The following is a 24605-nucleotide window of genomic DNA, read 5'->3' on the forward strand; positions in this document are numbered from 1 at the left end:
CCTGTAGCTTAGCGTAAGTGTTGGTTCATTGTGTGAGTGCGTATCAGGGCGATAGGAAATAACAACAATAGTGCTTGAGAACTAATATAAACAATCCAATTTACATGTCTGGCAATGGGGAAATATCCTTCGCCATTCTTAGCAAAGAGCCAAAATTGTCCAATGATAGCATCAGCAACCATGGCTAGAATAAAGCCAAGGGCAACGGCATAATTTAGTCGCAAGCCAAGACGTAAATTTTGAATCAATAACCAGCTGCCAAACACTGCAAGTAACGCCACTAAAAAGCTATAGCCAGCACTTAAAAGCAATGAATATAAACTTATATTAGGTAAATAGAGTTGGTAATAACTCAGTGAAGACAACACTGCTGCCACGACGATTAATAGCGTAGTTTGGGTGATTGTGAGCGAGAACTCCCGTTTGAGCATTCTAACGAGTAGCCACAGCAAAAGACCATAACCTGATGCAAATAACCAAATTGAGTCAATGAGGTAGTCGTGCTTTATTATGGTATCTTGGCGATGGTAAACCTGTAAGGGATTAACATTGATGAGATCCCCACCGCTACATAACAGCAGCGCGACCCAGCAGAGTTTAATGTCCAAATGTAGCGCAGTCGTGCCAACACTTAAGCTGGCTTGTCTAATGCGCCACCCCAAATGTAATAACAGCAGCACCGACACCGCTGGAAGCCACCACTGTAGCAGCGCTTGATGACTGTGCCACAGTGCACCATTGCCAAAGATAGCCATAATAAATGCAATGCCAAGTAAACTTAAGACATGTAATTTATAGTGATGTTTAGCCAGTATTGGTTCCAATTAAACTCCGTTTTACATTATATCGACTGTGCTGGGGCGTTATGTCACCTTTAAAACGCTGGGGTATAACCTTTAAAAACAATATGTTAGCTCACTTCTCATACAAACCATAGGTATAACCTGAGTCTGGGACAATAACTTGTTATCCAACCGCTGTTATCCCTTGTTACTGCGTTAAACTGGTTTGTAATAGACTAGATATTGACGCACAAATGTACCTTGTATTAAAAAATAACTTCTTACTCCAAGTTTAGGTTAACTAGACGAAGCTGTATCAATTTACAATACAATCATTTACAGTATTTATCTTGCAGATGTATTACATTGCTACTTTTTCAAAGGGTAACTTGCTCATGTCAAATCTTAAACTCAATATTGCGCTTTCTTGTTCGGTTCTTGCATTAGCTTTTTCTGGGTTTAATGTTATCCAAACAAAGCTGGCGACTAGCCCTGTTGCAGCTCAAGTCTATCCTGCACCCGCATATCAATCTACAGAGCAGGCAACGCAATACCATGTCCCAGCAAGCGCAGCGAACAAGCAAACTCAAGATATTGATGCGTTATTGACCCGAATCGATAAGCTAGAGTCGCGTATACAAGCGCTGTCGATGGAAAAGTCAGAAATGTTGTCTGAACAAGCGCCTCAAGAATTTGAATCTTTGGTGTTTTCGCTAATAGAAAAGCGTGAGCAGCAAAAAATAGCAGAAATGAAAGCAGAGAATCCAATTTATGGGTTTTATGAAGACTTACCTGAAGACTATGAAATGCGGATCAAAACCGATCCTGAGTATGCAAGCCAAGTAAGTAACGAACTAAAACAGAAAATCCTCAATAGCAGTCTACCAGCAGCAGAGCGGTTAGCTGCAATGAGTCAGTTACAAATGAATATGTTTATGCTAAACCGCAATGACTTAGAGCAATATGATTACCAAGCGGTAGAATCCATTCTTAATATGACGCACAGCATGAACGATGAAAAGTTAAGATTACAAGCATTAGAGCTAGTGTCACGCACTCCTATTGTTGATGAGCGTTTGTCACAATCGTTTGTGAAAATGCTTGAACAAGAGCAGAACGATTACGTAAAGAGCTTAGCTGCTGAAGGGCTGATGTCACAATATTTTCAGTCCGGCTCAGACCCTAAACAGCAGAAGAAAATCGCGCAAGATTTGTTGTCTCTTTATGAAAACGCAGCAGATCCAAAGGTCAAAGCAATCTTGAAAAACTTGATGGGTGACGAGCGTATGCTGGAAGAGCTAAAAAGCCAATCTAATGGGTAATAGGGCCTGCTGACCTTTCAAGTTTGTTTTTGAGCGGTTTGATTGGTATTAATCTAAAGCATCGTCGATGAAGCAAATGTGTTGCCAATTAGCAACACATTTGCCTTTTGTATTTATTTTCTACCAAAAAATCTATCGAATATAGATTAACATTAGCATGAGTGTTTATATCTAGTTGATATTTATGAGCTTATTGTTTTTCTATGTTGTAAATTATGTCGATGGCTTTTTCGCTACAATGGTGACAGATCCATTGTTTTGGTGTTTTTTCGGCAAACTTACTTTCCTTTCAAAAGACCTCTTATTGACTATGTCGCTTTTATGCGACAGTTTAACTTTATGAATTACTTAACTTTTTTCTATCTTCTCCGGATTGGTGTTGCTAAATGGCAACAACGCTACTGAATTGACTCTGAATGCGCTCATATAAATAAATTTAACATATTGAAAAATATTGCTTTTTTAATTCTGGCACTAAAGTTGGAATAGTCATAGCGACAGTAATACCAATTTGCTTAATTAAGTGGTCTATTTTGAGGCGAGAAAACCTTGTCGATAACTAGGCAAAAATTTTGATATTTAGTTGTTCTAAATGAGAAATTTTTAACGCTGTTAGCGTCAGATTTACTCCTTCAAATTGAGCAAGTATTAATATGAAAACGTTAGCAATCACATTATCAACTCTTGTACTTTCTTTTGCATCAATCGCAGCTCATGCCAGCGCAGACTTTGATAAATACGATGCCGATGGGGATGGCTATATTTCTTTAGGTGAATCTAAAGCGAATCCAAATTTAATGGCGCAGTTTAAAGACCTTGACGCGGATCAAGATGGGCAGTTAAGCCAGTCTGAATTTAACGACTTCAAAGGCTAATAAAAGAGTGTAAGTCAAATTGGTATAATCTAGTATGGTAAGGAGAATAGTGATGAAACTTAGAACAGTATGTGCAACAACGATTGGCGTATTAGTGAGCACAATGGCACTTGCGGCGACCTTGTCATTTCAAGATGTAGACAAAGATAAAGATGGTCAAATAAGTCAGCAAGAGGCTTCGATGTCCTCCTCACTACTTGGTCAATTTGAGAAGTTGGATGCGGACAAAAATGGTCAGCTTAGTGCGTCTGAATTTTCTAATTTTAAAGGTTAGGAGGGATCATGAAACCAGTAATCACTCTCTGTTTGGCCATTACGGCACTAGGGTCAAGTGCTGTCATGGCAGCCGAGTTTAGCGACTTTGACCTAGACCAAGATGGGTTCATCTCAAAAAGCGAAGCCGCATTATCAGATTCACTCACGGCTATTTTTGATAAACTAGACAGCAATGAAGACGGTAAGCTGTCTCCACAAGAACTAATACCACTTAATTAAGATAGTTGGTTTTAGCCTCTAAGCGTGGAGCACTATGTCATCACTAACCTAGCTGTTTAGCTGAGTTGGTGATGACAAAAAGAACAAAACCTCATGTGAACCACTAGTTAACCTACTCATTAATCCAGCGACGCTCTCTGATCCATATTTTCATTTTAGGAAAACCCGCTTTAGGGCATGTCATTTCCCATGCGTCGAGCAGTGGATAGCCAAGTCCACCGCCGCTCTTAAAGGCATCAATTAAATTTGAGGATGCCCCCTTATAGCCATCTTGGTGTAGTACGACTTCAATTGGCAATCCAATATGTTGGATTGCGGCCACAGACCAAGCAATTGCTGCCATTTCTTCAGCGTGCATGGCTTGCTTTTCTCTGCCATTTTTTAGTCCGTTTTTATACACATCTTCATGTAGTTGCTTGCGATATATAGGCTCGCATACTGCAATATGGCCGCTTTCATGAAGTATATCACCTGGGTACATGAGTTTATCGGTATCAATATAAAGTGTGCCCATGACAGTTTTTAAACCAGGTAAAAACGTGTCTGCTTCTACTGAGTGGAGTTTGTAAGGTAAGTTTATTTCGCTAAGAAAATCACAGATACGTTGTGTATGCTCGTGCATGGTACATCCTTAAACTGCGCAGTGAGATCTACGTGAGTGTAACTCAAGGCTGCCGCTACGCAAATTACTTTAGATTACAATGCCAAAAACGCAGGAGATGAAGGCACGTATGCGTCAGGTTAAAATTGAGTGCCAACGAGCAAAAAGGTGTCTAATGAACACGGTTGTGTTTTACTATGTTGCTGGCCCCACACAGAGCGTGTCTATAGTGTATGAGTGTATCAGCGCTACGATAAAAACAAGGACTTTATAATGCAGCTTTCTACATTACTTAATATTTCAATTCCTATGATCCAAGCGCCAATGGCAGGCGTGCAAAATTGGCGCTTAGCAGCCGCAGCAAGCAAGGCTGGAATTTTAGGCTCAATCCCATGTGGCATGCTTAACGCAGAGCAGGTGGTGTGTGAAATAAAAAACTTTAGGGCACAAACATCCAAGCCGTACAACCTTAACTTTTTTTGTCATGATATGCCCAAGTTGGATACGCAACAGCAAAGTAAGTGGCTACAAAAATTAGCACCATATTATGCTGAATTTGGCCTAACACCCGACAATGAGGTCGGTGTACTTAGGAGGCCATTTGATGAGGAGATGGCTGAGGCGATTGCTCCTTACAAACCTCCAGTTATCAGCTTTCACTTTGGTTTACCAAAGCCAGAACTGGTGGCAAAGGTAAAGTCTTGGGGAGCGACGATTTTATCTTCAGCAACAACAGTAGAAGAGGGAATTTGGTTGGCAAAAAATGGTGCAGACATCGTGATCGCTCAAGGAATTGAAGCTGGTGGTCACCGGGCAACGTTTACTGAAGCTAAACTTGATGAGCAATTGCAAACAAAACAATTGGTAACACAGCTGGTTGAGAAGTTACCTATTCCGGTTATTGCCGCAGGTGGCATTGCTTCACATCAAGATGTGTTGATGATGCAAAAACTTGGTGCATGTGGAACACAATTAGGTACTAGCTTTTTACTCTGTGATGAAGCTGATACCACGCAAGTTCATCGTCATGCACTTAAATCATTAGCTGAGCCTTCTGCTGTGACAAATGTATTTTCAGGTCGACCAGCTCGTGGGATTGAGAATCGGCTAATGCTTGCACTTGATTTTATCTACGAGCAAACACCAAGCTTCCCATACGCATCCGCTGCGTTGACACCTTTACGCGTTGCAGCCGAAAAGCAAGGGAAAGGTGACTTTAGCCCGCTTTGGAGCGGTAGTAACCGACGAGGATGTCAGGAAGTCAGTATCGAAGCAATGGTCGCTATCTTGAATGGAAAGTAATACGTACTTCTAATGCGATAGAGTTTTCTGGATACAGGTTAATTTAGCAGCGTAGGGTTTATATTTTGGATTAATATTAATTTAACATATTTGACACATTTCGAGTTTATGCTCTAGCGTTTTATGACAGGGCGATGATTATCGTGCCTTGCGCTTTATCACTTGAGAATAGCAAAGTGATCCTCAAGTGATGTATTTGTTATCGACAATAATAAACACGGAGTCGTGCATGAGACATTCTATTTTAGCCGTTGCGTTATTCACTTCATTTTCTTCACTGGCAGCCCCAAAGTGTCCCAACATCAGTGAGCTAGAAACACAGTATGCTGCCCCCAATATGGAAAAGCGCAGCTTTTCTAATCACTTTAATAAGTATTTATCTTGGCTACCGAGCTACCATATGGTGCATGATCAAGTAACAGCAAGTGGTACCGTAACCCAGATCACCGCAAAGTTTGATTATGGTAGTATCACCCACAAAGATTTAGAGTTTGAAGCTGTGGAGTTTTATTATCGCAGTGAGTCAGACTCGAACTGGCATTATCTTGGGGAGCAAACGACAAATGGCGATGGCAAGGCCTTTATTTCTTTGCCAGCGCTACCTGCAGGACAGTATCGTATATACGCTGGGGTGCCCGCTGACGGTACTGGGGCGCAGGGTTATGTCACCGTGGTAGAGCCTGGGACTCAAGCTGTGTTGTTTGATATTGATGGCACCTTAACAGAGTCCGATGCGGAGCAAATCGGCGACTATACAGGAATAGATCACGCCTCACCAAAAGACGGAGCATACGATCTAGTCCGTCATTATTTAGATTTGGGTTATCAACCTGTATTTTTGACGGCGCGCGTATATTGGTATGCAAAAGGGACACGCGGTTGGTTAAATTGGATGGGCCTACCGCAAGGGTTTTTGCGCACCTCTTTGAGTAACGAAACCAGCTTATTCAAAACGGCTGAGTATAAAACCGCTGAAATTAATCGCCTAGAAGCACAGGGTATAGAGGTCGTGCGCGCCTACGGTAATGCAAAAACAGACGCTGAAGCTTTTATTAAAGCAGGGATCCCAGCATCACAGGCTTTTACCATAGGTGCTGATGCAGGGCATTACGGTACAACGCCGATTACAGGAAATAGCTATCGTGTTCATCTTGATGGCTTGGCAACCTATCCGCATGCAGATTGTCAATAAACGCTGATCCCGAAGCTTGGATGAGCCAGCTTGCTTCTTATCCAAGCTTCAGATAGACAATAAACCAGCAGCAACAATTTAAAGTGTAGATATTCAGTTACTAATTTTCTCATTCTGCATCCTTTTTATATTTACATTTGTTTACCTTTGATTCATTAAAATTTCATTTAACACATCATTCTGGCTTGACCTCTGACCATTGTCCTCTACAGTTGTATTGTTATTAAATTGTAACAATTGGAGCAAGTACATGAAAAGGTTAATTCTTAGCGCCCTATTTGGGGTATTGGCAATCGTGGGATCCCCCGCGCACAGTGAAGAGCAGCTAACATATCCGGTGATATTAGTGCACGGGTTGTTTGGCTTTGATAATTTGCTGGGTGTAGATTATTTCTATCGCGTCCCGCAAGTTATTCAAGAAGAAGGTGGTCAGGTATACGTTGCACAAGTATCTTCTGCCCATAATTCAGAATTGCGTGGCGAGCAGTTGTTGGCGCAAGTCGCAATAGTGAGAGCGTTAACAGGGCAAGAAAAAGTTAATTTAATCGGCCACAGCCAAGGTGCACAAACTATCCGCTATGTGGCCTCGGTAAAACCTGAGTGGGTAGCGTCTGTAACCAGTATCGGCGGCGTTAATTGGGGCAGTCGATTTGCGGATGTTGTGCGTGGTGGCGTTGATAGTGGCTCATTCTCAGAGCAGTTTTTAGCTTCCCTTGCTAACGCGCTTGCAGGACTAATTGATTTACTGTCAGGTAAGTCAGGCGTACCAAAAGACGCGCTAGAAGCACTCAGCGCCTTAACAACAGAAGGAACCTTGGCATTCAATCAAAAATATCCTGAAGGTGTGCCGAGTAGCTACTGCGCTGAAACACAAAGCCTAGCCAGTAATGGCGTACATTATTTTTCTTGGAGTGGCAGCAAAGCATGGACGAATGTTTTTGACCCTGCCGACAATGCTTTAGCCTTGTTCTCACAAGTATTTGATGAAGCCAACGATGGTTTGGTGTCGGCTTGCTCTAGTAATTTAGGCCAAGTGATTAATAACCAATTCAAAATGAACCACTTAGATCAGGTAAACCAAACAATTGGCATTCACCATCTGTTTGAAACTGATCCATTAACAGTTTATAGACAACATATCCGCCGCTTGAAGGCATTAGCACTATGAAAAAGTGGAGCCTGCTGCTTATCGTATTTCTGAGTATGTTACTGATTTTTACTCAGCAGCAACGGTCAAGTCATTTCCCCCAGTTAGTGACTGCACCTACTCTTAAATACGAACAGAGTAAGGCTCCACAATCTATCAATACGGTATCGGTGAGTGCTGAGTGCAAGCCTTTCAGTAAAGAGGATAAATATCTAATCGATGACTGGCTTTTTGCATTACAGAATTTACAAGAAGTTGAGCAGTGGGCTGATCACCTAAGTTTATTGCCTGAGTGCCTTCATCAAATAGCTGGTAGATATGTGGAGTTTAAACAAGCATTAGGGCAAGTGGATGAGCAGCTTAATTTGTCAGAGCGGCTTGAGCAATTGCACGCCTTACAGCGTCGTTTTTTTACCAAAGAGGTAATTGTGCTGTGGTTTGAGGAGGATAATGCATGGGATAGGCAAACAGTGAACCGTTGGCAGATTTTATCAGACACTCGCTTGAGCGAAGCGCAAAAACAGCAACTTATAGAAGCAAATATCAGTCAGCTTGCAAAGTCCGAGCAGTCTTTGTTTCGTGCGACGGCGCAGCTTCATGATTTACACGCTAACCTCAAGCAACGAAGTTACAATGAATTAAGTGCTGATCTTGGTGATGACGTTGCAATGCGTATGCTTGAAGTAACACAGCAAGACCTAGAGTGGCAGCAAAAGCTGCACACGTTTCAAGCGCAAAAACAAACCATTTTAGCCGAGTATGGTAGTACCCCGGCGGCAACAGAGCAGATTGAAGCCCTATTAATAAAAAGTTTTACTGAAAATGAACGCAAGCGAGTGGCTGTATTGAGCAAATGATCTTTGCTGATAGGCACCAAGCGCTGTGTAGCTTGTGTTATCCAAGTTGAACACTGACTAGTTAGGTATTTGTGTTATTAGCTGTACTGACAAGTTATTGCTGTATATAAGTCGCGATTGACAGAGGTTAAGTTTTTTAAATAGTGTATGGTATAAAATATGAAGTCGATTAAATCGCTAGGGCAGCGTACTCACCAAAACCCCAGGGATCTAGCGATTTTATAAGTTATTTAAAAATATGGAAAAACTTCTTTTCTTTGTCAGTTAAACGGGTATTAAACCCCATTTAACTGACAGTTAGCGGAAAACAGCAATCCGTGCTAGGGTTGTTGTGCCTTGAAAGCAAGGCAGTCGCGCCTCCCGCAGGCGCGTGGATTGAAACATGGCGGCTAACCTCATCATGCCAATAGCGAAATAGTCGCGCCTCCCGCAGGCGCGTGGATTGAAACTCTTGCTCTGGGGTCATAGGTACCACTCCCCAGAGTCGCGCCTCCCGCAGGCGCGTGGATTGAAACAAGTTTGTAGAGCCAAAACAGGAAGCGGCACCAGTCGCGCCTCCCGCAGGCGCGTGGATTGAAACTCTTCAACCGCGCGGCTAAAATCCCCCACCTCAGGTCGCGCCTCCCGCAGGCGCGTGGATTGAAACCAACTAAGCGTATTCAGACTCGAAAGCTGATTGGTCGCGCCTCCCGCAGGCGCATAAGGTTATTTTAATTTGAGAGTTAGCATAACAAAGGAGTAACGCTTTAAACTTTTTGCCTAAGTCACATATCAAGATAAGGTGTAATACCAATTTGACTTAATACTTGCTAAATTTGAAGGAGTAAATCTGACGCTAACAGCGTTAAAAATTTCTTATTTAGAACAACTAAATAGCAAAATTTTTGCCTTGCCTACAGGACGTAGGTACCTCGGCGTGAGCAGGACGCGGAAGCGGTGTTATCGACAAGATTTTCTCGCCTCAAAATAGACCACTTAATTAAGCAAATTGGTATAACAAATGAGAATTGAGCCAGATTTATGGCAACTATACTTGGATGTGTATTTTAGACCAATACGGCCACTGCGCTTTGAAGCTTCAGGGGCGATTATCAGCCTCTGGAATCCTAGCGGTGAGATACAAAGTGCAACTAAGAATGAGCGGCTTTCACGATTTTGGCAAGGGGCTTTACAGCGTGCCAATAGGCCTTATCAATTGCTTTGGGGCGGTGATAAACCCATGTTATACCGAGAGCTGAGTGTTTTTATCCGTTGCGATCTGGTTTTAGCGTTTAGGTGGGCTTCGCGGTTGGATCAACTAGGGTTTTATTATGTGCAACAGGATAAACAGCTACGCCTCTATAATAGCTGGGACATTACACAAACTGAATTGGTAACAGGTGAAATGCAAACACGTCTGTGTTTTACTCCTTTGCCTAGAACCAATCTGGCGTTGCAATAATTTGAGTCAGCGCTTGGCGTGTAACTTAGCTTTGCCGACTGGCGCAGGTCTTGCTGCCAGAGTAGGGCTAGATACAACAGGGTCTAGTGTAGACCCTGTTGAGTTAGCGCGGTTATTTTAGGTCAAAGCGGTCCAGTTGCATGACTTTTACCCAAGCTGCGATAAAGTCATCAACAAACTTCTGCTTGGCATCGTCTGAGGCATACACTTCTGTAACTGCACGAAGTTCTGAGTTTGAGCCAAAGATTAAATCCACAGGTGTTGCCGTCCACTTGATTTCACCAGTTTTACGGTCACGACCTTCATATAAGCCCTCTTGACCATCTACTTTCGACCACTTGGTTGACATATCAAGCAGGTTGACAAAAAAGTCGTTACTTAATTGTCCTGGCTTGTCGGTAAATACGCCGTGATCAACACCCTGATAGTTGGCATCTAACGCACGTAGACCTCCGAGTAACACGGTCATTTCTGGCACGGAGAGATCTAGCATATTGGCTTTGTCTACCAACATGTCAGTTGGTGACATATAGGCATCCTTACTGTAGTAGTTACGAAATGCGTCGGCTTTTGGCTCTAAGTAGCTAAAAGAGAGCACATCAGTTTGTGCTTGTGAGGCATCTGTTCGACCTGGGGTGAACGGTACACTGATGTTGTGTCCGGCATCACTTGCTGCTTTTTCAATAGCAGCGGCACCACCTAATACAATAAGATCCGCGATAGATACTGCTTTTTTGCCTGCGCGTTTATTGAAGCTGGTTTGAATGTCTTCCAGCTTGGCCAGTACTTTTTTTACCTCTTCTGGATTGTTAATTTCCCAGCTGATCTGTGGCTCAAGACGTAAACGCCCGCCATTTGCACCACCTCGCATGTCAGTCACACGGTGACTTGATGCTGCTGACCATGCGGTTCTGATCAGCGCTTGTGTTGTCAGGCCAGAGTCGAGAATAGATTGCTTCAGCGCCTTAATATCTTTATCGTCAATTGTCTGGTGATCAGCTTGAGGAATAGGGTCTTGCCATGTAAGTACTTCACTCGGTACTTCAGCGCCGATATAACGGGCGCGTGGTCCCATATCTCGGTGTGTTAGCTTAAACCAAGCCTTTGCAAAGGCCTCTTCGTATTGCTTTGGATCTTTGCGAAAACGCTCAACAATTTTGCGATATTCAGGATCTTCTTTTAGCGCGATATCTGTAGTAAACATAATAGGTGCATGGCGCTTACCTTTTATGTGTGCATCTGGTACTAAGTTTGCTGCGGCCTTGTTATCTGGGATCCACTGTGTTGCTCCCGCTGGGCTTTTCGTTATTACCCAGTTAAAGTTCATCAGATTATCTAAGTAGTTTGTTGACCACTGAGTTGGGGTTACTGTCCAAGCGCCTTCTAAACCACTGGTTGTTGTATCTGCACCTTTACCGGTTCCGCACTTGTTTTTCCATCCAAGGCCTTGCTCTTCTATTGCTGCTGCAGCGGGTTCTTTACCCACACAGTCAGACGGTTTTTTGGCTCCATGTGCTTTACCAAACGTATGGCCACCGGCGATAAGCGCAACAACTTCTTCGTCGTTCATTGCCATGCGTCCAAATGACATGCGAATATCTTTTGCTGCAAGGAGTGGATCTGGTTTGCCATGTGGACCTTCAGGGTTGACATAAATTAGTCCCATTTCAACTGCGGCAAGCGGCCCTTTCAATTTGCCTTTTTTGTCGCGTCGCTCGTCTTTTAAGAAAGCATCTTCAGGGCCCCAATAAACGAGATCTGGCTCCCAGTCATCTTGACGACCACCAGCAAAGCCAAAGGTTTTAAAGCCCATTGACTCAAGTGCTACGTTTCCTGCAAGTACCATAAGATCCGCCCAAGACAGACTACGACCATACTTTTGCTTGATAGGCCATAATAGTCTTCTTGCTTTGTCTAGATTGGCATTGTCTGGCCAACTATTTAAAGGATCAAAACGCTGCTGACCACCTGCTGCACCGCCTCTACCGTCATGAACACGATACACTCCTGCGCTGTGCCAAGCCATGCGGATCATAAATGGACCATAATGCCCCCAATCGGCTGGCCACCAATCTTGTGAGTCGGTGAGTGTGCGTTCAATATCCTGTTTAACCTGTGTTAGGTCAAGCTTGCTAAATTCGGCTGCGTAGTCAAAGTTTGCTCCGTATGGATTTGATTCTGGACTATGCTGTCTTAGAGGGCTGAGGTTTAATTGTTCTGGCCACCAAAATTGGTTGGTTTTTGCTTCGCTTATCGCTGCAAAACTTGGTGTAGATAAAGTCGTTGTCACTGCAAGTGCAACAGCTGATAACATCGTTCTTGATTTTTTGTTCATGGGTGCTCCCCTTTGAATAAATTGGTCGTAACGTTCGCGTTAAACTTTAGTTCACAAATCAAAAAGAGAAAATCCAGAAAAACAAATCACAGCATTCGGAAAAATGAATCGTTATTTTTTATTAAATAACAGTGCTTTAGCTCTGCTTTGTAATTTCGCTTAAGTTAGATCAAAATTATAAGAAATTTATGAAAATACCTTTCAATATTTTTTTGATAACTAAAGGTTAATTTTTTGATGTTCAATGTTGGATTTTGATGGTGGATCAAACAGTTTTTAAAAAAGCATTGTTATGGAATTTGAGCGAAGTGAAGACAAATACGACGATTCAAGCAAATGTCTAAAGGTTGGTAACTTTTCTGAACAAAAAGCATAAAACACGCAAACTACTCGTTTGCATGTTTTTTTGCCATGACTGAAAATAGTAAAGGGACTTGCTGACCTTTGTGAAGTAACTGGAAACCATGTCCAGGCACAGCCTCAAGTCCGTCAAAACAGTTATACGGACTAAAAGGATGTTCGTCGAAGTGTGTGATTGTAAGGCCTGCTTGCATTAGTGCAGTGAGCACCTCGCCGATTGAGTGAGGCCAAGTAGCGATGGTTTGAGTATCGCTTTGTTGGTTTTCGGTGTAAGTAGCCTCTGTTGTTACATCGGGTTGCTGCTTTGCAAAGTATGAGTAGCCCATATTAAGATCAATACTTGGGTGAAATTCAACAAAGCAAAATTGACCTCCCGGTTTCAGGGCATTGGCTATCGTGGTGGCCCACGATGAAAGGTCGTGCAGCCAACAAATCGTACCATAGGATGCAAATACAATATTAAATTTGTCGGTATTGGTGCTGCCAAACTTTTCAATGTCCTGACAAATAAAAGTTGCATCCAGCTTTGTTTGCTGTGCTAGTGTATTCGCGCGCCTAATGGCCTCTTGCGAGAAGTCGACGCCCGTAACTTTGGCACCAAGTCGAGCAAGTGAAAGTGAATCCAAGCCAAAATGACACTGCAAGTGAAGTATGCTTTGCTCAGACACACTCCCCAATAACTCACATTCAATTGTATTTAGTGAAGATTTTCCCGCTAAAAAACTATTTACGTCATAAAACGTCGAATCAAAGTGCGCAATCGCTCTTTCTTCCCAAGCTTTTCTGTTTAGAGAAAGGTAATCCATATTGATCCTCCTTAAAAAATTAATTTCCAAATAAACATTACTACGTACTGCTGCTAATACGCTCGCAATTATACTGATAAGGACTCAATGAGTGCTATTCATACCGTAAGCAAATTTGAGATAAGTCGGTCATAATAAGTAAGTACACGCTACTGAAGCGAAAAAGTATTGTTAGTTAGGTAATCTGCGTTTCTTGCTAATATATGCTCACACTTTCCAAGTAATCGCCATAGAAAGTACGTTTAATATAGCAAGCGTAAAAAGGTTGCTGAAAAATAAAACCCCATTTTTTCATAGGTTTAGTTTGTAACATAAAGGGTTGTAAATGAAGTGAATATGCTTTTCACCTCTCAAGTTGGTCTAAGTGTTAATTTAATAGTTAAAAGCACACTGAGGTCGGCTGACCTCAGTGTTTTATCGAGTTCAGGTGATTTACTACTTCTTCGGATCGTGCTTATCAAACCACCACTGAATGTACGCCACTTTATTTAAAAGATTAGATGGTCTTTTGGTAATACCGTGCGAAGCGTCTGGGATTCTCACCATCGCGGTTTCTACTCCTTGCAGTTTTAGCGCTTGATAATATTGCTCCGTTTCTGAAATTGGTGTGCGATAATCGGCTTCCCCTGTCAGTAGCATAGTCGGTGTTTTCACGTTACCTACATAGCTAATTGGCGAGCGCTTCATATAATGATCCAAATGCTCCCATGGCTTACCAGGAAACCAATAATCTGCAAAAAATGGATAGAAATCAGCAGTTAACACAAAGCTATACCAGTTGATCACAGGCTTTGCTACTACAGCGGCGGCGAATCTATCGGTATGGCCAACAGTCCACGCAGTTAATACGCCACCACCAGAACCTCCGGTAACAAATAAGCGGCTTTTGTCTATATATCCTTCACCAATTAAGTGATCGACGCCAGTCATTAGGTCGTCAAAATCATGGCTTGGGTAATTATGGTGAATAGTTTGTGCAAACTCTTTGCCGTAGGAGTCGCTACCGCGTGGGTTCATATACAGTACAACATTACCTTGAGCTGCAAAAAGCTGAACTTCAGCGCTAAAATGTGGGCCATAATTAGCAACTGGGCCGCCATGGATCTCAAGCACAAGTGGATACTTTTTAGATTTATCAAACCCAGGAGGGTAGGCAACCCATGCCTGAATTGGCAATTGATCATGCTTTGATTTTAACCATACCTCTTCAACGGTTGCCAGTGTTTTATCGCCTAAAGCATCCTCATTTAATGCTGTGATAGGCCTAGGCTCGCCGCGCTTTACGATGGCAACGTCGGCGGGTCGTAGCGGATCAGCCAATGTAAATGCAACTAGGCCACGGTCGCTAATGGCATAGTCGCCACCTGAATATGGACGTCCAAAGCTAACACTACCAATGGCATCGGTTATTTGTTCAAAACGTCCCTTTAAAGGCTGATAAGCTAAAGTGGTTTTACCTTCATTATCGTAGCTAACATAGACCCCACGGCTATTGGCTGCCCATGTAACGGAGTCTAGACTTCTATCTAAATCGGTGGCATAGGTTTTGGTCTCACCAGATTTAAGGTCTTTGATGTAAAGTAGGCTGTTTTCATAATTGGTTTTTTCATCGTCATAGCCAAGGTAGGCAAGGTATCGACCATCTGGTGAGACGGCGGGGTGGTTATCTGGCCCCTTTCGGTCGGTTACCGCAGTGATTTCAAGTGAGCTTAATTCTAGCTTGTAGACTTCACTATTGGCTGGGTTTAGTTGGTTGTCCTGATGGCGATTAGCTGAAAAATATAGGGTTTTTCCATTGTCAGCAAAGCTAATTACGCCGCTATGATTAAAATCACCAGAGGTGATTTGTTTGGCATTCCCACCATTGGCATCCAGCTTAAAAATATGATTAAAACCAGAGTCTGTATAGCCTGCGCCATCAGCACGGTAATACACATCATCGATAAACACGGGTGGCTTTGCCCACTTGGCACCTTCAGGCTTGCCTTTTATGGAAACTGGAGGTGCTTTTTGGCTTGGTACAAATTGGCTAAAATAGAGGCTTTTGCCATCTGGTGACCAGTGCAGCCCTGATGGGCCATGAGTTAAGTTACTGATTTTTGCAATGGCACCGGTATCTAGCCATTTCACATAGATTTGGCTGCTACCATCACGAGTGGAGATAAATGCGACTCTGTCATTGCTCGGTGATAGAACTGGGGCATAGTCCATGTGGAGGCCAGAAGTCACAGGCTGCATCGCGTTTGTTGACAGATCAACAGACCAAATATTGCTGACTTTTCTGTCGCTTTTGATGTCCATGCGGTTACGCACGAAGAATACCTTGTCGCCGTTGTTGCTGATGTCTATTTGATTGGCGTATTCAAGGTTAAAAATATCGGTTGGTTGTAGCGGAGTAGCTTGCAGTGTCAATGCCGTGCTGGCGATGGCTGCGCTTGCTAAAAAGTGTTTCATAGCTGATCCTGTTGCTTATTATTTTCTCTACTATGGCGTTTATAACGGCTTAATCAACTCTTTGCGATGAACGTGCTGCTGTGCACTAATACCTATTTGACTTAATACTTGCTCAATTTTAAGGAGTAAATCTGACGCTAACAGCGTTAAAAATTTCTCATTTAGAACAACTAAATAGCAAAATTTTTGCCTCGTTATCGACAAGATTTTCTCGCCTCAAAATAGACCACTTAATGAAGATAATTGGTATTACTGAATATTCCTGATGTCGAAATATGCGCTGTAACTTTGCTCTTTATTAAAAAATCGCTTTACCTAAACATAACTTAAGGTTTTATGGTGTGCAGCGTATCAACAACACATCGAAGTGCGCATCGAGCGTAAAGTAAGGAATAGTATATGTATTTAGAGCATGTAAACTTAGTTGTAAGCGACCTAAAAGCAACACTGGCATTTTATCAAGCGGCTTTTCCACATTGGAAGGTGAGAAGTCAGGGGCAAGGAGAGTGGCACGGAAAATCACGGAGTTGGCTGCACTTCGGCGATGACTATCACTATATTGCATTTAGCGATCACGGAGAGGGGCAAAACAGGGTACTTACAGGTCACCAAGTTGGCTTTGCACACTTTGCCTATGTTGTACAAAATATAGCAAGTGTTGTAAAGCGGCTAACAGAGGCGGGATACGACGTTGATAAAGTGGGTGCGCAGCATCCATATAGAAAAAATGTCTATTTTATTGACCCAGCAGGCTTTGAAATTGAATTTGTTGAGTATTTAAGTGATTTACCAACGCAGCGCAACAGTGACTGAAGTCAAATTAAGTATTTCGCCACATCAATTCGAGAGTTGACAGAGAAAATAGCCGCGAAGTTGCGTAAAGCACCTGGCGGCTATTTGAGTTTGAAGGGCTTTATCCCCATTCAGGTTATTTAGTTTTGATAGTTTGACCAGCGTTTAATTTGCTCAAATACCGCTGGTGATGGTTCGCTTTCTTTCTGTACCGCTTGTCTATCACTGTGCATGATGGATTTCTGCGTCCGAGACTCCATATCTTGCTTTGTATGGCCGCTGTTCGCACCACTCCAAAATTGCGTAAAGTTGAGTATCAGACTTGACCATTCATCATAGTCATTGAGGACCGAGGTATTGTCATTGTCACCGTTAAGGTCAAAGTTGGTTAGGAGATCAGAGGTACTACCGTTACAGTCAAAGTCGATTGCCTCAGATTTATCGTTGTTTAGCCCTTTTGACTCATCGATATTCGCTTCATTTATTGGCTTATTATGACCATGCGAGTAGTCAATAATAAAATGTTCTAAGCCTTCTGCTGGGCTATTTACCAGTGCAGTTCCCTTAGGGAAGCAGTTTTCGTTACTATAAAACCATCGACTTAAGTACCGATCTCCTTCTTTATTCCCCACCGTTGGCAAGCCATCGAGTTGATATAGGTAGTTCATCACACTCACATGGTTTGGTTTGAAGTTTACATTTTCATTGCCACCATGATACAAGCCAAGGTTGTGACCTAGTTCGTGCATAATGGTGCCAGCTTGAAAGCTGTAAGTTACATTGGCTGCAATTTCTGAATCAACATTTAGCCCCCAATTACCAAGTGAAATCATCAAGTCATTGCCAAACAGTTCTGCTAAACCGGATGAACCTTGACTGCCGTCCTCTTTTTGGCTGTTGGCCATCAACATGTAGTGGAAAATAGGTTTACGTTTAAGGTCAAAATGCTTTGCTTTGTGATCCAGTACGCTAGGTGCGGCTTCTGTGCTGGCAAAAGTAGTGGTTTGTACAAAAGGAATTCGACTGCCACCACCAAGGTCATAATGTGCCGGTGATAACCCATCTGCCTGATGGTATAAATTTCCTACATCAAAGTGTACCGCGATATTTTGTGCTGCAAAAGCTGCTTTCACTTTATCAAGGGCTGGTTTTTGCGGAATAATACCGGCATCTTCACTGTCCATGTAATCCACTTCAATAAAAATGTCTCTGATCCCAGCTCTTGCCCCCCATTCATATAAAGGTAAACCTGCAAAGCTGCCACCAGGCTGTTCAGCACAATCTGGGATCCCGTCTAAATCAGCATCCTCATCGCAAAGTACATCGTTTTTGCCACCTGGAGTGAAAAATGATGCAGGCTGCCAATCATCTATCGTATTACTGTCAATAAGCAAGTTTGTTCTAACTAAGCTTTGGCCTAACTGAGTAGAAATAGGCTGCATTTGATCACTTTGTTGCCACTGTGAAGCGGTCGCTGGCGTGTTCTGGCTTTCGCCAAAACGCACAAAATCAACGGTTTCTCCTTGCTTGTTTTGTAACTCTACGTATCCAGATTGATACCATGCTGGGGCGTACAAGCCTTCACCTATCAACATTAATTGCGACGAACTGGTGACGCTATTTTGCCACGTTTGCGGGCCATGCTGGTTTTGTATCACAATATACTCACCAGGTTGCAATAATAGCGCTGTTAATGGAAATACCCGCGTACCTCCATCAGTATAATTCTCAAGAGCAACGCTTTCGGTGACCAGCTGATACTGACTTAAGTCTATTGCTTCATTGGTACCGTTATATAACTCTACCCAGCGATTATCATCTATGAACTTGGATGATGAGATTTCAGTTATCAGTAAGTCTGTGTGTGCAGTGACAAAATTAATCGTCTGGGCTTGTGTCGCGCTTGTGCCATAATAATTTGTCACGGCATCTGTGATTATGAGCTCATACTGTGAACTGGCTTGCAGCGACTCGTTGGGTAGCAAGGTCAGAGTAAAATGTGCATCCTCTTGTGCTTGTCCAACGGAAAAAGGTACGCAAGTTTGGTCGCTCACCTTACGAAGTTGAATAGCGCCATTACACTCAGGAGTCCCAATCTCAGTGACCCAAGATGCAGACATGTTGTCGTCGAAGCGCAGCACTAGCTCATCTGTTGTACTAAAGGGGGTCGTGTTAGACTCTGGGTGACTAGATAGTAATTGTGGCGCTGAGGTATCAACTACATCAATCAACACTTCAGCTTCGGTGGATAATGCGCCATCAGTTGCACTGAAACGCAACACTTCTCTATTAGTGCTATTTTTGTGTGGCGTGTAGCGGTATGTCTGTGTTGAACCATCAATCAGGGTAAGATCACCAGAAAGCGGTGGTTCATAAGTAACCGTAATGGCGTCACCCTCTGCGTCTTTGGCATCAAGGGTGAACTCGAGGGTATCATTAAACTCTACGTTGTAGGCACCGCCTGTCAGCTCCGGCGCTTGATTAACTTGTTTGATCGTAACCGACACACTTGATTCGGCTTTGTCACCATCATTGTCTGTGGCGCTGATTAAGAAAACGACATTGGTATCTTCTGAGACCTCTGGGGCAATAAATGAAAGACCTGAATCACTGAGTGTGAGGTCGATAACCTCAGGCCCTTCCGTTTGTTTTACGGTACGGGTTGCAACGGAGCCATCACTATCAGAAATTGTCACTGAGCCACTGACGTAGCTTCTTTCATCGGCACTGGACTCAAGTGCTGAAACTATCTGTGGCGGTGCGTTTTTATCGTCACTACCTGAGCCACCACAGCCACTTAGGTGTAGCATCCCTAAACTTATCAAAGAGAGTTGGAATATTTTTTTATTCATTATTATTGATCCTGAACTATGACGTACATCCAGCCATCAACTTACGTTTTTAGGGACATTAAGTACAGACTTGGGTGTGAATGAATGTAAAAATTCCGCATTAATTTACTAATTTGGGTTATATTTTTCCTGGAAAGAATGAAAGTTAAGCCAGTTATCGGCTAAAAGTGTATTAATTAACCCAAGAATCGGGGTGATTAATACCTCTCTGGCAGTCAGCTTTAGCGTTCACTGCGTCAATTTGCTTAGTTATTATCAAAATGCCCTAGATAAGGAAAAATTTGATGCGGGCTTAAAAACAATGAACTGGCGCACTTTTTATCCAAAGCTCAGGTTCGTTGTACCAAACACAGGTTATGGGGCTAGCATTCCAAATTTTTCATCGTTTACCCAGTGCCCAGCAATTTGATAGTTGTCCTTTAATGTGCCCTCTAGATCAAAGCCGAGTTTTTTCAGCAGCCGATGTGAAGCTTGATTACCTTGAGTCACGGTTGCAACAAGCTTATGGTAATTACATTGCTGCCACGCGAGTGATAGCACCGCTTGAGAGGCTTCATAAGCGTAACCTTTTCCTTGAAACTCGGGGACTATCATAAAGCCCAGCTCTGCTTGTTGAAAAGGCGTCCACATACTTAAAAAGCCGTGAAGCCCTACGGCGATACCCGTTGCTTTTTCCTCAATTACCAGCGTAAGCCAGCTATTGTCTTCCTTGCGCCACTGTCCAAGCCCTGCACTTAAGCGTGAGTTAAATTTCTCCCGGAATGTATCTTCGTTGGCTATATCACCGATATAGCGCATTACATCAGGGTGCTGGTGGAGTGCTTGCCAAAGCGCCCAATCGGACTCAAGAAGTGGGCGCAAAGTAAGTCGCTTGGTAGTTAGTAGCATATATTGTTCCTTAAATGATGAAATCCATCTCTGTAAAGTATCACAATCTACTGATTTATCATGCTTTTTATTTCTTGGATTAACGCAATGCTGGCCGCATTGTCACCGTGAACACATAAAGTATCGGCACGCAATGTCAGCGACTTACCTGATGCCGTAGTAACGCTACTATATTTGTGTAGTTGTTCAACTTGCGCCAGCAGTGCGGCTTTGTCATGCACCGCAAGTGGTTCTGAACGAGGTGTTAGAAGCCCATCGTCACGATAAAGCCTATCTGCAAAGGCTTCAAAAATTAGCGTGACACCGTGCTGCTCAGCGAGCTTTTGATGTATATCTTGTTTTGCACTGGCCAATATCATCAACTTCAGTTTTTTGGGGTAACACGCAATGGCGTTAAGAACTGTGGTCATCACAGCTTCTGATTTCATCATATCATTGTATAGTGCGCCATGTGGTTTTACGTAATGTAGACTCGTATGTTGCACCTGTGCCATCCCATCAATAGCTGCGATTTGATAATGCAGGTGATGTGTTAACTCTTGTGCACTGAGGGACATCGAGCGTCGACCAAACCCCTGGCGGTCTGGGTAGCTCGGATGTGCACCTAATATTACTTGGTGGTTTTTGACCAACGTCAGTGTCTTTGCAAGTACATCTGGGTCGCCCGCATGAAAGCCGCAAGCGACATTTGCCATATCAATATGTGGCATGACCTGTTCGTCTAAGCCCATCTTCCAAGCGCCAAAGCTTTCGCCTAAATCGCAATTTAACAACATGCTGTTTTCCTATTTGTGTACTGCTAATTCTAAATCTTGAATGTCTGTTACCAGCAAGTGATGTGGACAATTCATTATACAAAATTCAGGCGCGGCTTTGGTAATTGCTAACTGTGCCGTTAAACTGGAACCCCAAAATACCGGTAAGCGGTTGTGACTAAAAGTTAGAGGCTCTCCAAAATTAGGCTTACTAATATCGTCTATACCTACTTCTTGTGGTGTGCCAAAATGTAGTGGCATGGCAAAGGGAAGACGGCTTAGGGTCGCTGCTTGAATTGTCTTGATTAAGTCTGGTTTCGACAGCGCCCGCATTGCGAGTACTTGTGTTGCGGTGTATTTACCAACTGGGTTACAGGGAATGTTACTGATGTAAAGAGGTAAGGGAGTGGTTGGGTTTACCGAGTGAGAAGCAATACCATACTGGCTGAGTAAGTAGTCAAAAGACAGGTAACTGGCGAAGAAAAATGTGACTAAATCATCTCGCCAAAGTTGCTCAATCTGCTGGCACTTTTGTGCTTGTTGTCCATCCTTAAAAATTTGATATTTGGGTATGTGGTGGCGAATATCAATCTCTTTCCCCAGCTCATCAGCACGAAAGCAACCGGGATCCGTTGGTGGTATAAGCAGTTTACAAGTTTCTGGATTTCGTTGGCAAAAGTTGAAAAAATCATAGGCTTCACGTTGTGGCAAAATGATTACATTGCACTGGGTGAAGCCTGGAACAAACCCCTTGGTTGGACCGCTATAGTCCCCATCTTTAATCATTTTTCTGATTGCGTATGGTGCGCTCAAAGAAGCACTGGGATCCATAAAGTCTCCATCACTTATCTATAGTCACGGGTAGAGAACCTTGCGCTTTTGCTATGCCCAATAGCACTTTAGCCAACGCGGTATAAGCAGGACCCGAGACCTTGTCACCGTTAACTATATCTACATTATAGGCGTAACTCGCTAACACTGCGTCACTGAAAGGTGCAAACGTACTAATTTCATAAGGGGCTCTTAGGCTAATAAAAACCTGTTTTTTTGCCAATTGTTGACCTTGTTTCAGTAATTTTTGCAGTGCGGCGGGCTGCTCGTTTTTCGCAACACCATGCGCACGTAGTTTTTTAACGTCGTCCATCCCACCTATCTCTACAGCACTTTGTGGCGGAGAAGCATGAGCGGCAATGACCACATCAGCTTGTGACATTGCTTTGAGTGCAATATCAGGGTCGTATGCTTGTAAACTGGTACAAGTCACCGTTAGTGGATGTTGACTCATCGTCTGTAATGCTTGCTCAAGGGCCAAGCATTTTTGTCTGTCAGGCATTATCAGATGAAGCGTTTTAACGTCATTTGAAAGTGGTATCAGGCCTTCATTTTTTACTTGTGTGATTGCAGCTAGGGCGAGCTCTGCCTCTAATGCGCGATGTTTCGGGTTGCCAAGTGTAGAGTGAGCGATTGCAACGGATGCTGCGGTATTGGGTATTTTATTTTTTAGGGTGGTAATACGGGATATCGACTTATTCAGTTGGCTTTTATCAAGCCTACCGCTTTCAGCGGCTTGAGCCAGCTTACTCATATATTGTTCAAAGCGTTCAATGTCTTTAGGGCTTCTAATTGCAATCGGCATCAGTGCAATATCAACACCGGCGTTAAACGTTGCAATAGTGGCGTCAACTGGGTTAAAAAAGTCACTGATCCCGGCCATATCCAAAGCGTCCGTCACCGTCACCCCTTGGTAGCCAAGCTCGTGCCGCAAAAGTTGTGTCATAATTTGATAAGACATGGTAGCAGGCTTAATCATGCGTTGACCTTGGGAATTTACAAGTGTGCTGCTATCAAGTGCAGGGTATTGAATGTGTGCAGTCATGATCATACCTGGTGGATGTGCCTTTATGATCTCTGCAAATGGAAATACATCCTGACTATCAATCGTTTCGCGGTCGTGATCAACTCGGGGTAAACCAGTATGACTATCAACGTGGGTGTCACCGTGACCTGGAAAATGTTTTAACGCTGAGATCACGCCTGCGTCTTCAAATGCTTTTACTTGAGCAAGTCCTAACTTTGCGACAACGTCAGGCGTTTCGGAAAATGAACGTACATTGATCACTGGGTTATTGGGGTTGCTGTTCACATCGACTGTTGGTGCAAAATTAACATTAATGCCTAAACTATGTAGCTCTTTACCAATTGCCTCTGCGACTTTTGTTGCATAGCTATCACCGTGTTGTAGGTAGGTTGCGCCAATACTCATGTTTCCAGTAAATGAGGTGGCTTGTTGACGATTAATGCGAGCAACCCGGCCGCCTTCTTGATCAATTGCCACAAATAAAGGAAGCTTGCTTTTACTATTTTGTGCAGCGCGTTGAAGTGAGTTACTGAGGCCAACGATTTGAGTCGTATCTTGTACATTCTCGGAAAATAAAATAGCACCACCAATCTCGTATTGGCTAATTAATTCTGCCAATTCAGGGGGGAGCGTGGTCATCGGTATTCTGCAATCGGCACTGGCTTTTTTGTGGTCGTGACAGTAATAACGAAAGTCGAGCATTAACTTTTGTCCAAGCATTTGAGGTGTGGTTAGCGGTGCTGTTGTTTCAGAAGCAGTAGACGAAGAAGTGAAACTCATGAATGTGATTGTTCCTAAAATAGTTCCTAAAGTAGAGAGCAAAGATAATAATCGCACAATCAATAATAAACGCTGAATAAAATTGCCTACAYTGTATCACTGATATGGAAGTGACTACAAAGTGCAAAACCTGAAAACAAACGAAAATATTGGTAACACGAGAAGGAGAAATCAATGAATAATCATATTGACTATATTGAATTGGCAGCAAAAGACTTACCCGCTACTCAGGCATTTTTTGAACAAGTATTTAACTGGCAGTTTGAATCATACGGGCCTGATTATATTGCTTTTTCAAACGCAGGGTTGAATGGTGGTTTTTTTACAGCGCAAGGTAGCTCAAAGCAAGCTAACGGCGGTGCATTAGTGGTGCTATATAGTGATGACTTGGAATTAGCACAAAGTAAAGTAGAGCAAGCTGGAGGTGAAATAGTTAGAGCAATATTTACGTTTCCAGGTGGTCGCCGCTTTCATTTTGTTGAGCCAAGTGGCAATGAGTTGGCTGTCTGGTCTCAGTAGCCACAGCGCAACAGTATAATGTCATGTTAGCCAGATGGTTGGATATTACGCTTGTGGAGATCAATTTAACGCGGCTACGGAATTGTCTCTGCTAGACAACAAGCAGTTATCTCGAGGCCTGTTACATTTTCTGTCAAACGCTTTGTAAAGCCTATTTGCAGAGCGCTATCATTTACCATTATTGCTATTTAA

General features: G+C 43.0%; 21 protein-coding genes and 1 CRISPR repeat array. Of the genes, 11 read left to right on the forward strand and 10 right to left on the reverse strand.

Annotation, left to right across the window (positions count from 1 at the left end; genetic code table 11):
- Window positions 1-8: 8 nt before the first annotated feature.
- Window positions 9-824, reverse strand: a complete 816-nt coding sequence (locus EAG18_RS11810) for a hypothetical protein (protein WP_125252586.1) — start codon at window positions 822-824, stop codon at window positions 9-11.
- Between the two features lie 353 nt (window positions 825-1177).
- On the opposite strand from EAG18_RS11810, the gene EAG18_RS11815 reads away from it, so the two are divergent.
- From EAG18_RS11815 to EAG18_RS11830, 4 genes are all read left to right on the forward strand, one after another.
- Window positions 1178-2104 (forward strand): hypothetical protein, encoded by a 927-nt coding sequence (locus tag EAG18_RS11815; RefSeq protein WP_125252587.1) that lies wholly within the window; start codon window positions 1178-1180, stop codon window positions 2102-2104.
- Between the two features lie 653 nt (window positions 2105-2757).
- A complete protein-coding gene (locus EAG18_RS11820) occupies window positions 2758-2979 on the forward strand; it encodes an EF-hand domain-containing protein (protein ID WP_125252588.1) in 222 nt (73 codons plus the stop codon).
- A 52-nt stretch (window positions 2980-3031) separates the two neighbouring features.
- Complete coding sequence (locus tag EAG18_RS11825; protein ID WP_125252589.1) at window positions 3032-3253, forward strand: crotonobetainyl-CoA--carnitine CoA-transferase; 222 nt, start codon at window positions 3032-3034, stop codon at window positions 3251-3253.
- Window positions 3254-3261: 8 nt separating this feature from the next.
- Window positions 3262-3474, forward strand: coding sequence for an EF-hand domain-containing protein (locus EAG18_RS11830; protein WP_125252590.1), 213 nt, complete (start codon window positions 3262-3264; stop codon window positions 3472-3474).
- A gap of 112 nt (window positions 3475-3586) precedes the next feature.
- Here EAG18_RS11830 and EAG18_RS11835 read toward each other — a convergent pair whose 3' ends face one another.
- Window positions 3587-4096: a hypothetical protein gene (locus EAG18_RS11835; RefSeq protein ID WP_125252591.1), complete on the reverse strand. Its 510-nt coding sequence runs from the start codon at window positions 4094-4096 to the stop codon at window positions 3587-3589.
- Between the two features lie 252 nt (window positions 4097-4348).
- Here EAG18_RS11835 and EAG18_RS11840 point away from each other — a divergent pair, with 252 nt between their 5' ends.
- The 5 genes from EAG18_RS11840 to EAG18_RS11860 all read left to right on the forward strand — a co-directional run bounded on the left by EAG18_RS11840 (window position 4349) and on the right by EAG18_RS11860 (window position 10014).
- Entirely contained in the window at window positions 4349-5377 is a 1029-nt protein-coding gene (locus EAG18_RS11840; RefSeq protein WP_125252592.1) for a nitronate monooxygenase, read from the forward strand.
- A gap of 229 nt (window positions 5378-5606) precedes the next feature.
- Complete coding sequence (locus EAG18_RS11845; RefSeq protein ID WP_125252593.1) at window positions 5607-6569, forward strand: phosphatidylinositol transfer protein; 963 nt, start codon at window positions 5607-5609, stop codon at window positions 6567-6569.
- A 250-nt stretch (window positions 6570-6819) separates the two neighbouring features.
- Entirely contained in the window at window positions 6820-7737 is a 918-nt protein-coding gene (locus tag EAG18_RS11850) for a triacylglycerol lipase (protein WP_125252594.1), read from the forward strand.
- Complete coding sequence (locus EAG18_RS11855; protein WP_125252595.1) at window positions 7734-8573, forward strand: lipase chaperone family protein; 840 nt, start codon at window positions 7734-7736, stop codon at window positions 8571-8573. The genes EAG18_RS11850 and EAG18_RS11855 overlap by 4 nt, the downstream gene beginning before the upstream one ends.
- A gap of 350 nt (window positions 8574-8923) precedes the next feature.
- Window positions 8924-9284: a CRISPR direct-repeat array (repeat unit 32 nt; unit sequence GTCGCGCCTCCCGCAGGCGCGTGGATTGAAAC).
- Between the two features lie 289 nt (window positions 9285-9573).
- The gene (locus EAG18_RS11860; protein ID WP_125252596.1) at window positions 9574-10014 is read left to right on the forward strand and encodes a hypothetical protein; all 441 of its coding nucleotides are present in this window, start codon (window positions 9574-9576) and stop codon (window positions 10012-10014) included.
- Between the two features lie 112 nt (window positions 10015-10126).
- Here EAG18_RS11860 and katG read toward each other — a convergent pair whose 3' ends face one another.
- The 3 genes from katG to EAG18_RS11875 all read right to left on the reverse strand — a co-directional run bounded on the left by katG (window position 10127) and on the right by EAG18_RS11875 (window position 15969).
- Window positions 10127-12349, reverse strand: a complete 2223-nt coding sequence (katG, locus tag EAG18_RS11865; RefSeq protein ID WP_185745593.1) for a catalase/peroxidase HPI — start codon at window positions 12347-12349, stop codon at window positions 10127-10129.
- Between the two features lie 386 nt (window positions 12350-12735).
- A complete protein-coding gene (locus EAG18_RS11870) occupies window positions 12736-13515 on the reverse strand; it encodes a class I SAM-dependent methyltransferase (protein WP_125252597.1) in 780 nt (259 codons plus the stop codon).
- A gap of 435 nt (window positions 13516-13950) precedes the next feature.
- Window positions 13951-15969, reverse strand: a complete 2019-nt coding sequence (locus tag EAG18_RS11875) for a S9 family peptidase (protein WP_125252598.1) — start codon at window positions 15967-15969, stop codon at window positions 13951-13953.
- 399 nt (window positions 15970-16368) lie between these two features.
- On the opposite strand from EAG18_RS11875, the gene EAG18_RS11880 reads away from it, so the two are divergent.
- Complete coding sequence (locus EAG18_RS11880; protein ID WP_125252599.1) at window positions 16369-16782, forward strand: VOC family protein; 414 nt, start codon at window positions 16369-16371, stop codon at window positions 16780-16782.
- Between the two features lie 119 nt (window positions 16783-16901).
- On the opposite strand, the gene EAG18_RS11885 is transcribed toward EAG18_RS11880, so the two are convergent.
- The 5 genes from EAG18_RS11885 to EAG18_RS11905 form a co-directional block, all read right to left on the reverse strand.
- Entirely contained in the window at window positions 16902-19613 is a 2712-nt protein-coding gene (locus tag EAG18_RS11885) for a lamin tail domain-containing protein (protein WP_125252600.1), read from the reverse strand.
- 354 nt (window positions 19614-19967) lie between these two features.
- Window positions 19968-20501: a GNAT family N-acetyltransferase gene (locus tag EAG18_RS11890; RefSeq protein WP_125252601.1), complete on the reverse strand. Its 534-nt coding sequence runs from the start codon at window positions 20499-20501 to the stop codon at window positions 19968-19970.
- A 47-nt stretch (window positions 20502-20548) separates the two neighbouring features.
- Window positions 20549-21277, reverse strand: coding sequence for a 5-oxoprolinase subunit PxpA (locus tag EAG18_RS11895; protein WP_125252602.1), 729 nt, complete (start codon window positions 21275-21277; stop codon window positions 20549-20551).
- Between the two features lie 9 nt (window positions 21278-21286).
- Window positions 21287-22087 carry a DUF1445 domain-containing protein gene (locus EAG18_RS11900; RefSeq protein WP_125252603.1) on the reverse strand — a complete coding sequence of 267 codons (801 nt, stop codon included), beginning with the start codon at window positions 22085-22087 and terminating at the stop codon, window positions 21287-21289.
- A gap of 10 nt (window positions 22088-22097) precedes the next feature.
- Window positions 22098-23894 carry a glycoside hydrolase family 3 N-terminal domain-containing protein gene (locus tag EAG18_RS11905; RefSeq protein WP_125252604.1) on the reverse strand — a complete coding sequence of 599 codons (1797 nt, stop codon included), beginning with the start codon at window positions 23892-23894 and terminating at the stop codon, window positions 22098-22100.
- A 174-nt stretch (window positions 23895-24068) separates the two neighbouring features.
- Between EAG18_RS11905 and EAG18_RS11910 the strand changes: the two genes are divergently transcribed.
- Window positions 24069-24413, forward strand: coding sequence for a VOC family protein (locus EAG18_RS11910; protein WP_125252605.1), 345 nt, complete (start codon window positions 24069-24071; stop codon window positions 24411-24413).
- Window positions 24414-24605 lie beyond the last annotated feature (192 nt).

Source organism: Pseudoalteromonas sp. J010 (assembly GCF_003934235.1).
GTDB lineage: Bacteria > Pseudomonadota > Gammaproteobacteria > Enterobacterales > Alteromonadaceae > Pseudoalteromonas > Pseudoalteromonas peptidolytica.

Bases quoted from the DNA above. Each gene is read 5' to 3' on its own strand.
- EAG18_RS11815 (WP_125252587.1), top strand. From the start codon at position 1,178: ATGTCAAATCTTAAACTCAATATTGCGCTTTCTTGTTCGGTTCTTGCA.
- EAG18_RS11820 (WP_125252588.1), top strand. From the start codon at position 2,758: ATGAAAACGTTAGCAATCACATTATCAACTCTTGTACTTTCTTTTGCA.
- EAG18_RS11825 (WP_125252589.1), top strand. From the start codon at position 3,032: ATGAAACTTAGAACAGTATGTGCAACAACGATTGGCGTATTAGTGAGC.
- EAG18_RS11830 (WP_125252590.1), top strand. From the start codon at position 3,262: ATGAAACCAGTAATCACTCTCTGTTTGGCCATTACGGCACTAGGGTCA.
- EAG18_RS11835 (WP_125252591.1), bottom strand. From the start codon at position 4,096: ATGCACGAGCATACACAACGTATCTGTGATTTTCTTAGCGAAATAAAC.
- EAG18_RS11840 (WP_125252592.1), top strand. From the start codon at position 4,349: ATGCAGCTTTCTACATTACTTAATATTTCAATTCCTATGATCCAAGCG.
- EAG18_RS11845 (WP_125252593.1), top strand. From the start codon at position 5,607: ATGAGACATTCTATTTTAGCCGTTGCGTTATTCACTTCATTTTCTTCA.
- EAG18_RS11850 (WP_125252594.1), top strand. From the start codon at position 6,820: ATGAAAAGGTTAATTCTTAGCGCCCTATTTGGGGTATTGGCAATCGTG.
- EAG18_RS11855 (WP_125252595.1), top strand. From the start codon at position 7,734: ATGAAAAAGTGGAGCCTGCTGCTTATCGTATTTCTGAGTATGTTACTG.
- EAG18_RS11860 (WP_125252596.1), top strand. From the start codon at position 9,574: ATGAGAATTGAGCCAGATTTATGGCAACTATACTTGGATGTGTATTTT.
- katG (WP_185745593.1), bottom strand. From the start codon at position 12,349: ATGAACAAAAAATCAAGAACGATGTTATCAGCTGTTGCACTTGCAGTG.
- EAG18_RS11870 (WP_125252597.1), bottom strand. From the start codon at position 13,515: ATGGATTACCTTTCTCTAAACAGAAAAGCTTGGGAAGAAAGAGCGATT.
- EAG18_RS11875 (WP_125252598.1), bottom strand. From the start codon at position 15,969: ATGAAACACTTTTTAGCAAGCGCAGCCATCGCCAGCACGGCATTGACA.
- EAG18_RS11880 (WP_125252599.1), top strand. From the start codon at position 16,369: ATGTATTTAGAGCATGTAAACTTAGTTGTAAGCGACCTAAAAGCAACA.
- EAG18_RS11885 (WP_125252600.1), bottom strand. From the start codon at position 19,613: ATGAATAAAAAAATATTCCAACTCTCTTTGATAAGTTTAGGGATGCTA.
- EAG18_RS11890 (WP_125252601.1), bottom strand. From the start codon at position 20,501: ATGCTACTAACTACCAAGCGACTTACTTTGCGCCCACTTCTTGAGTCC.
- EAG18_RS11895 (WP_125252602.1), bottom strand. From the start codon at position 21,277: ATGTTGTTAAATTGCGATTTAGGCGAAAGCTTTGGCGCTTGGAAGATG.
- EAG18_RS11900 (WP_125252603.1), bottom strand. From the start codon at position 22,087: ATGGATCCCAGTGCTTCTTTGAGCGCACCATACGCAATCAGAAAAATG.
- EAG18_RS11905 (WP_125252604.1), bottom strand. From the start codon at position 23,894: ATGAGTTTCACTTCTTCGTCTACTGCTTCTGAAACAACAGCACCGCTA.
- EAG18_RS11910 (WP_125252605.1), top strand. From the start codon at position 24,069: ATGAATAATCATATTGACTATATTGAATTGGCAGCAAAAGACTTACCC.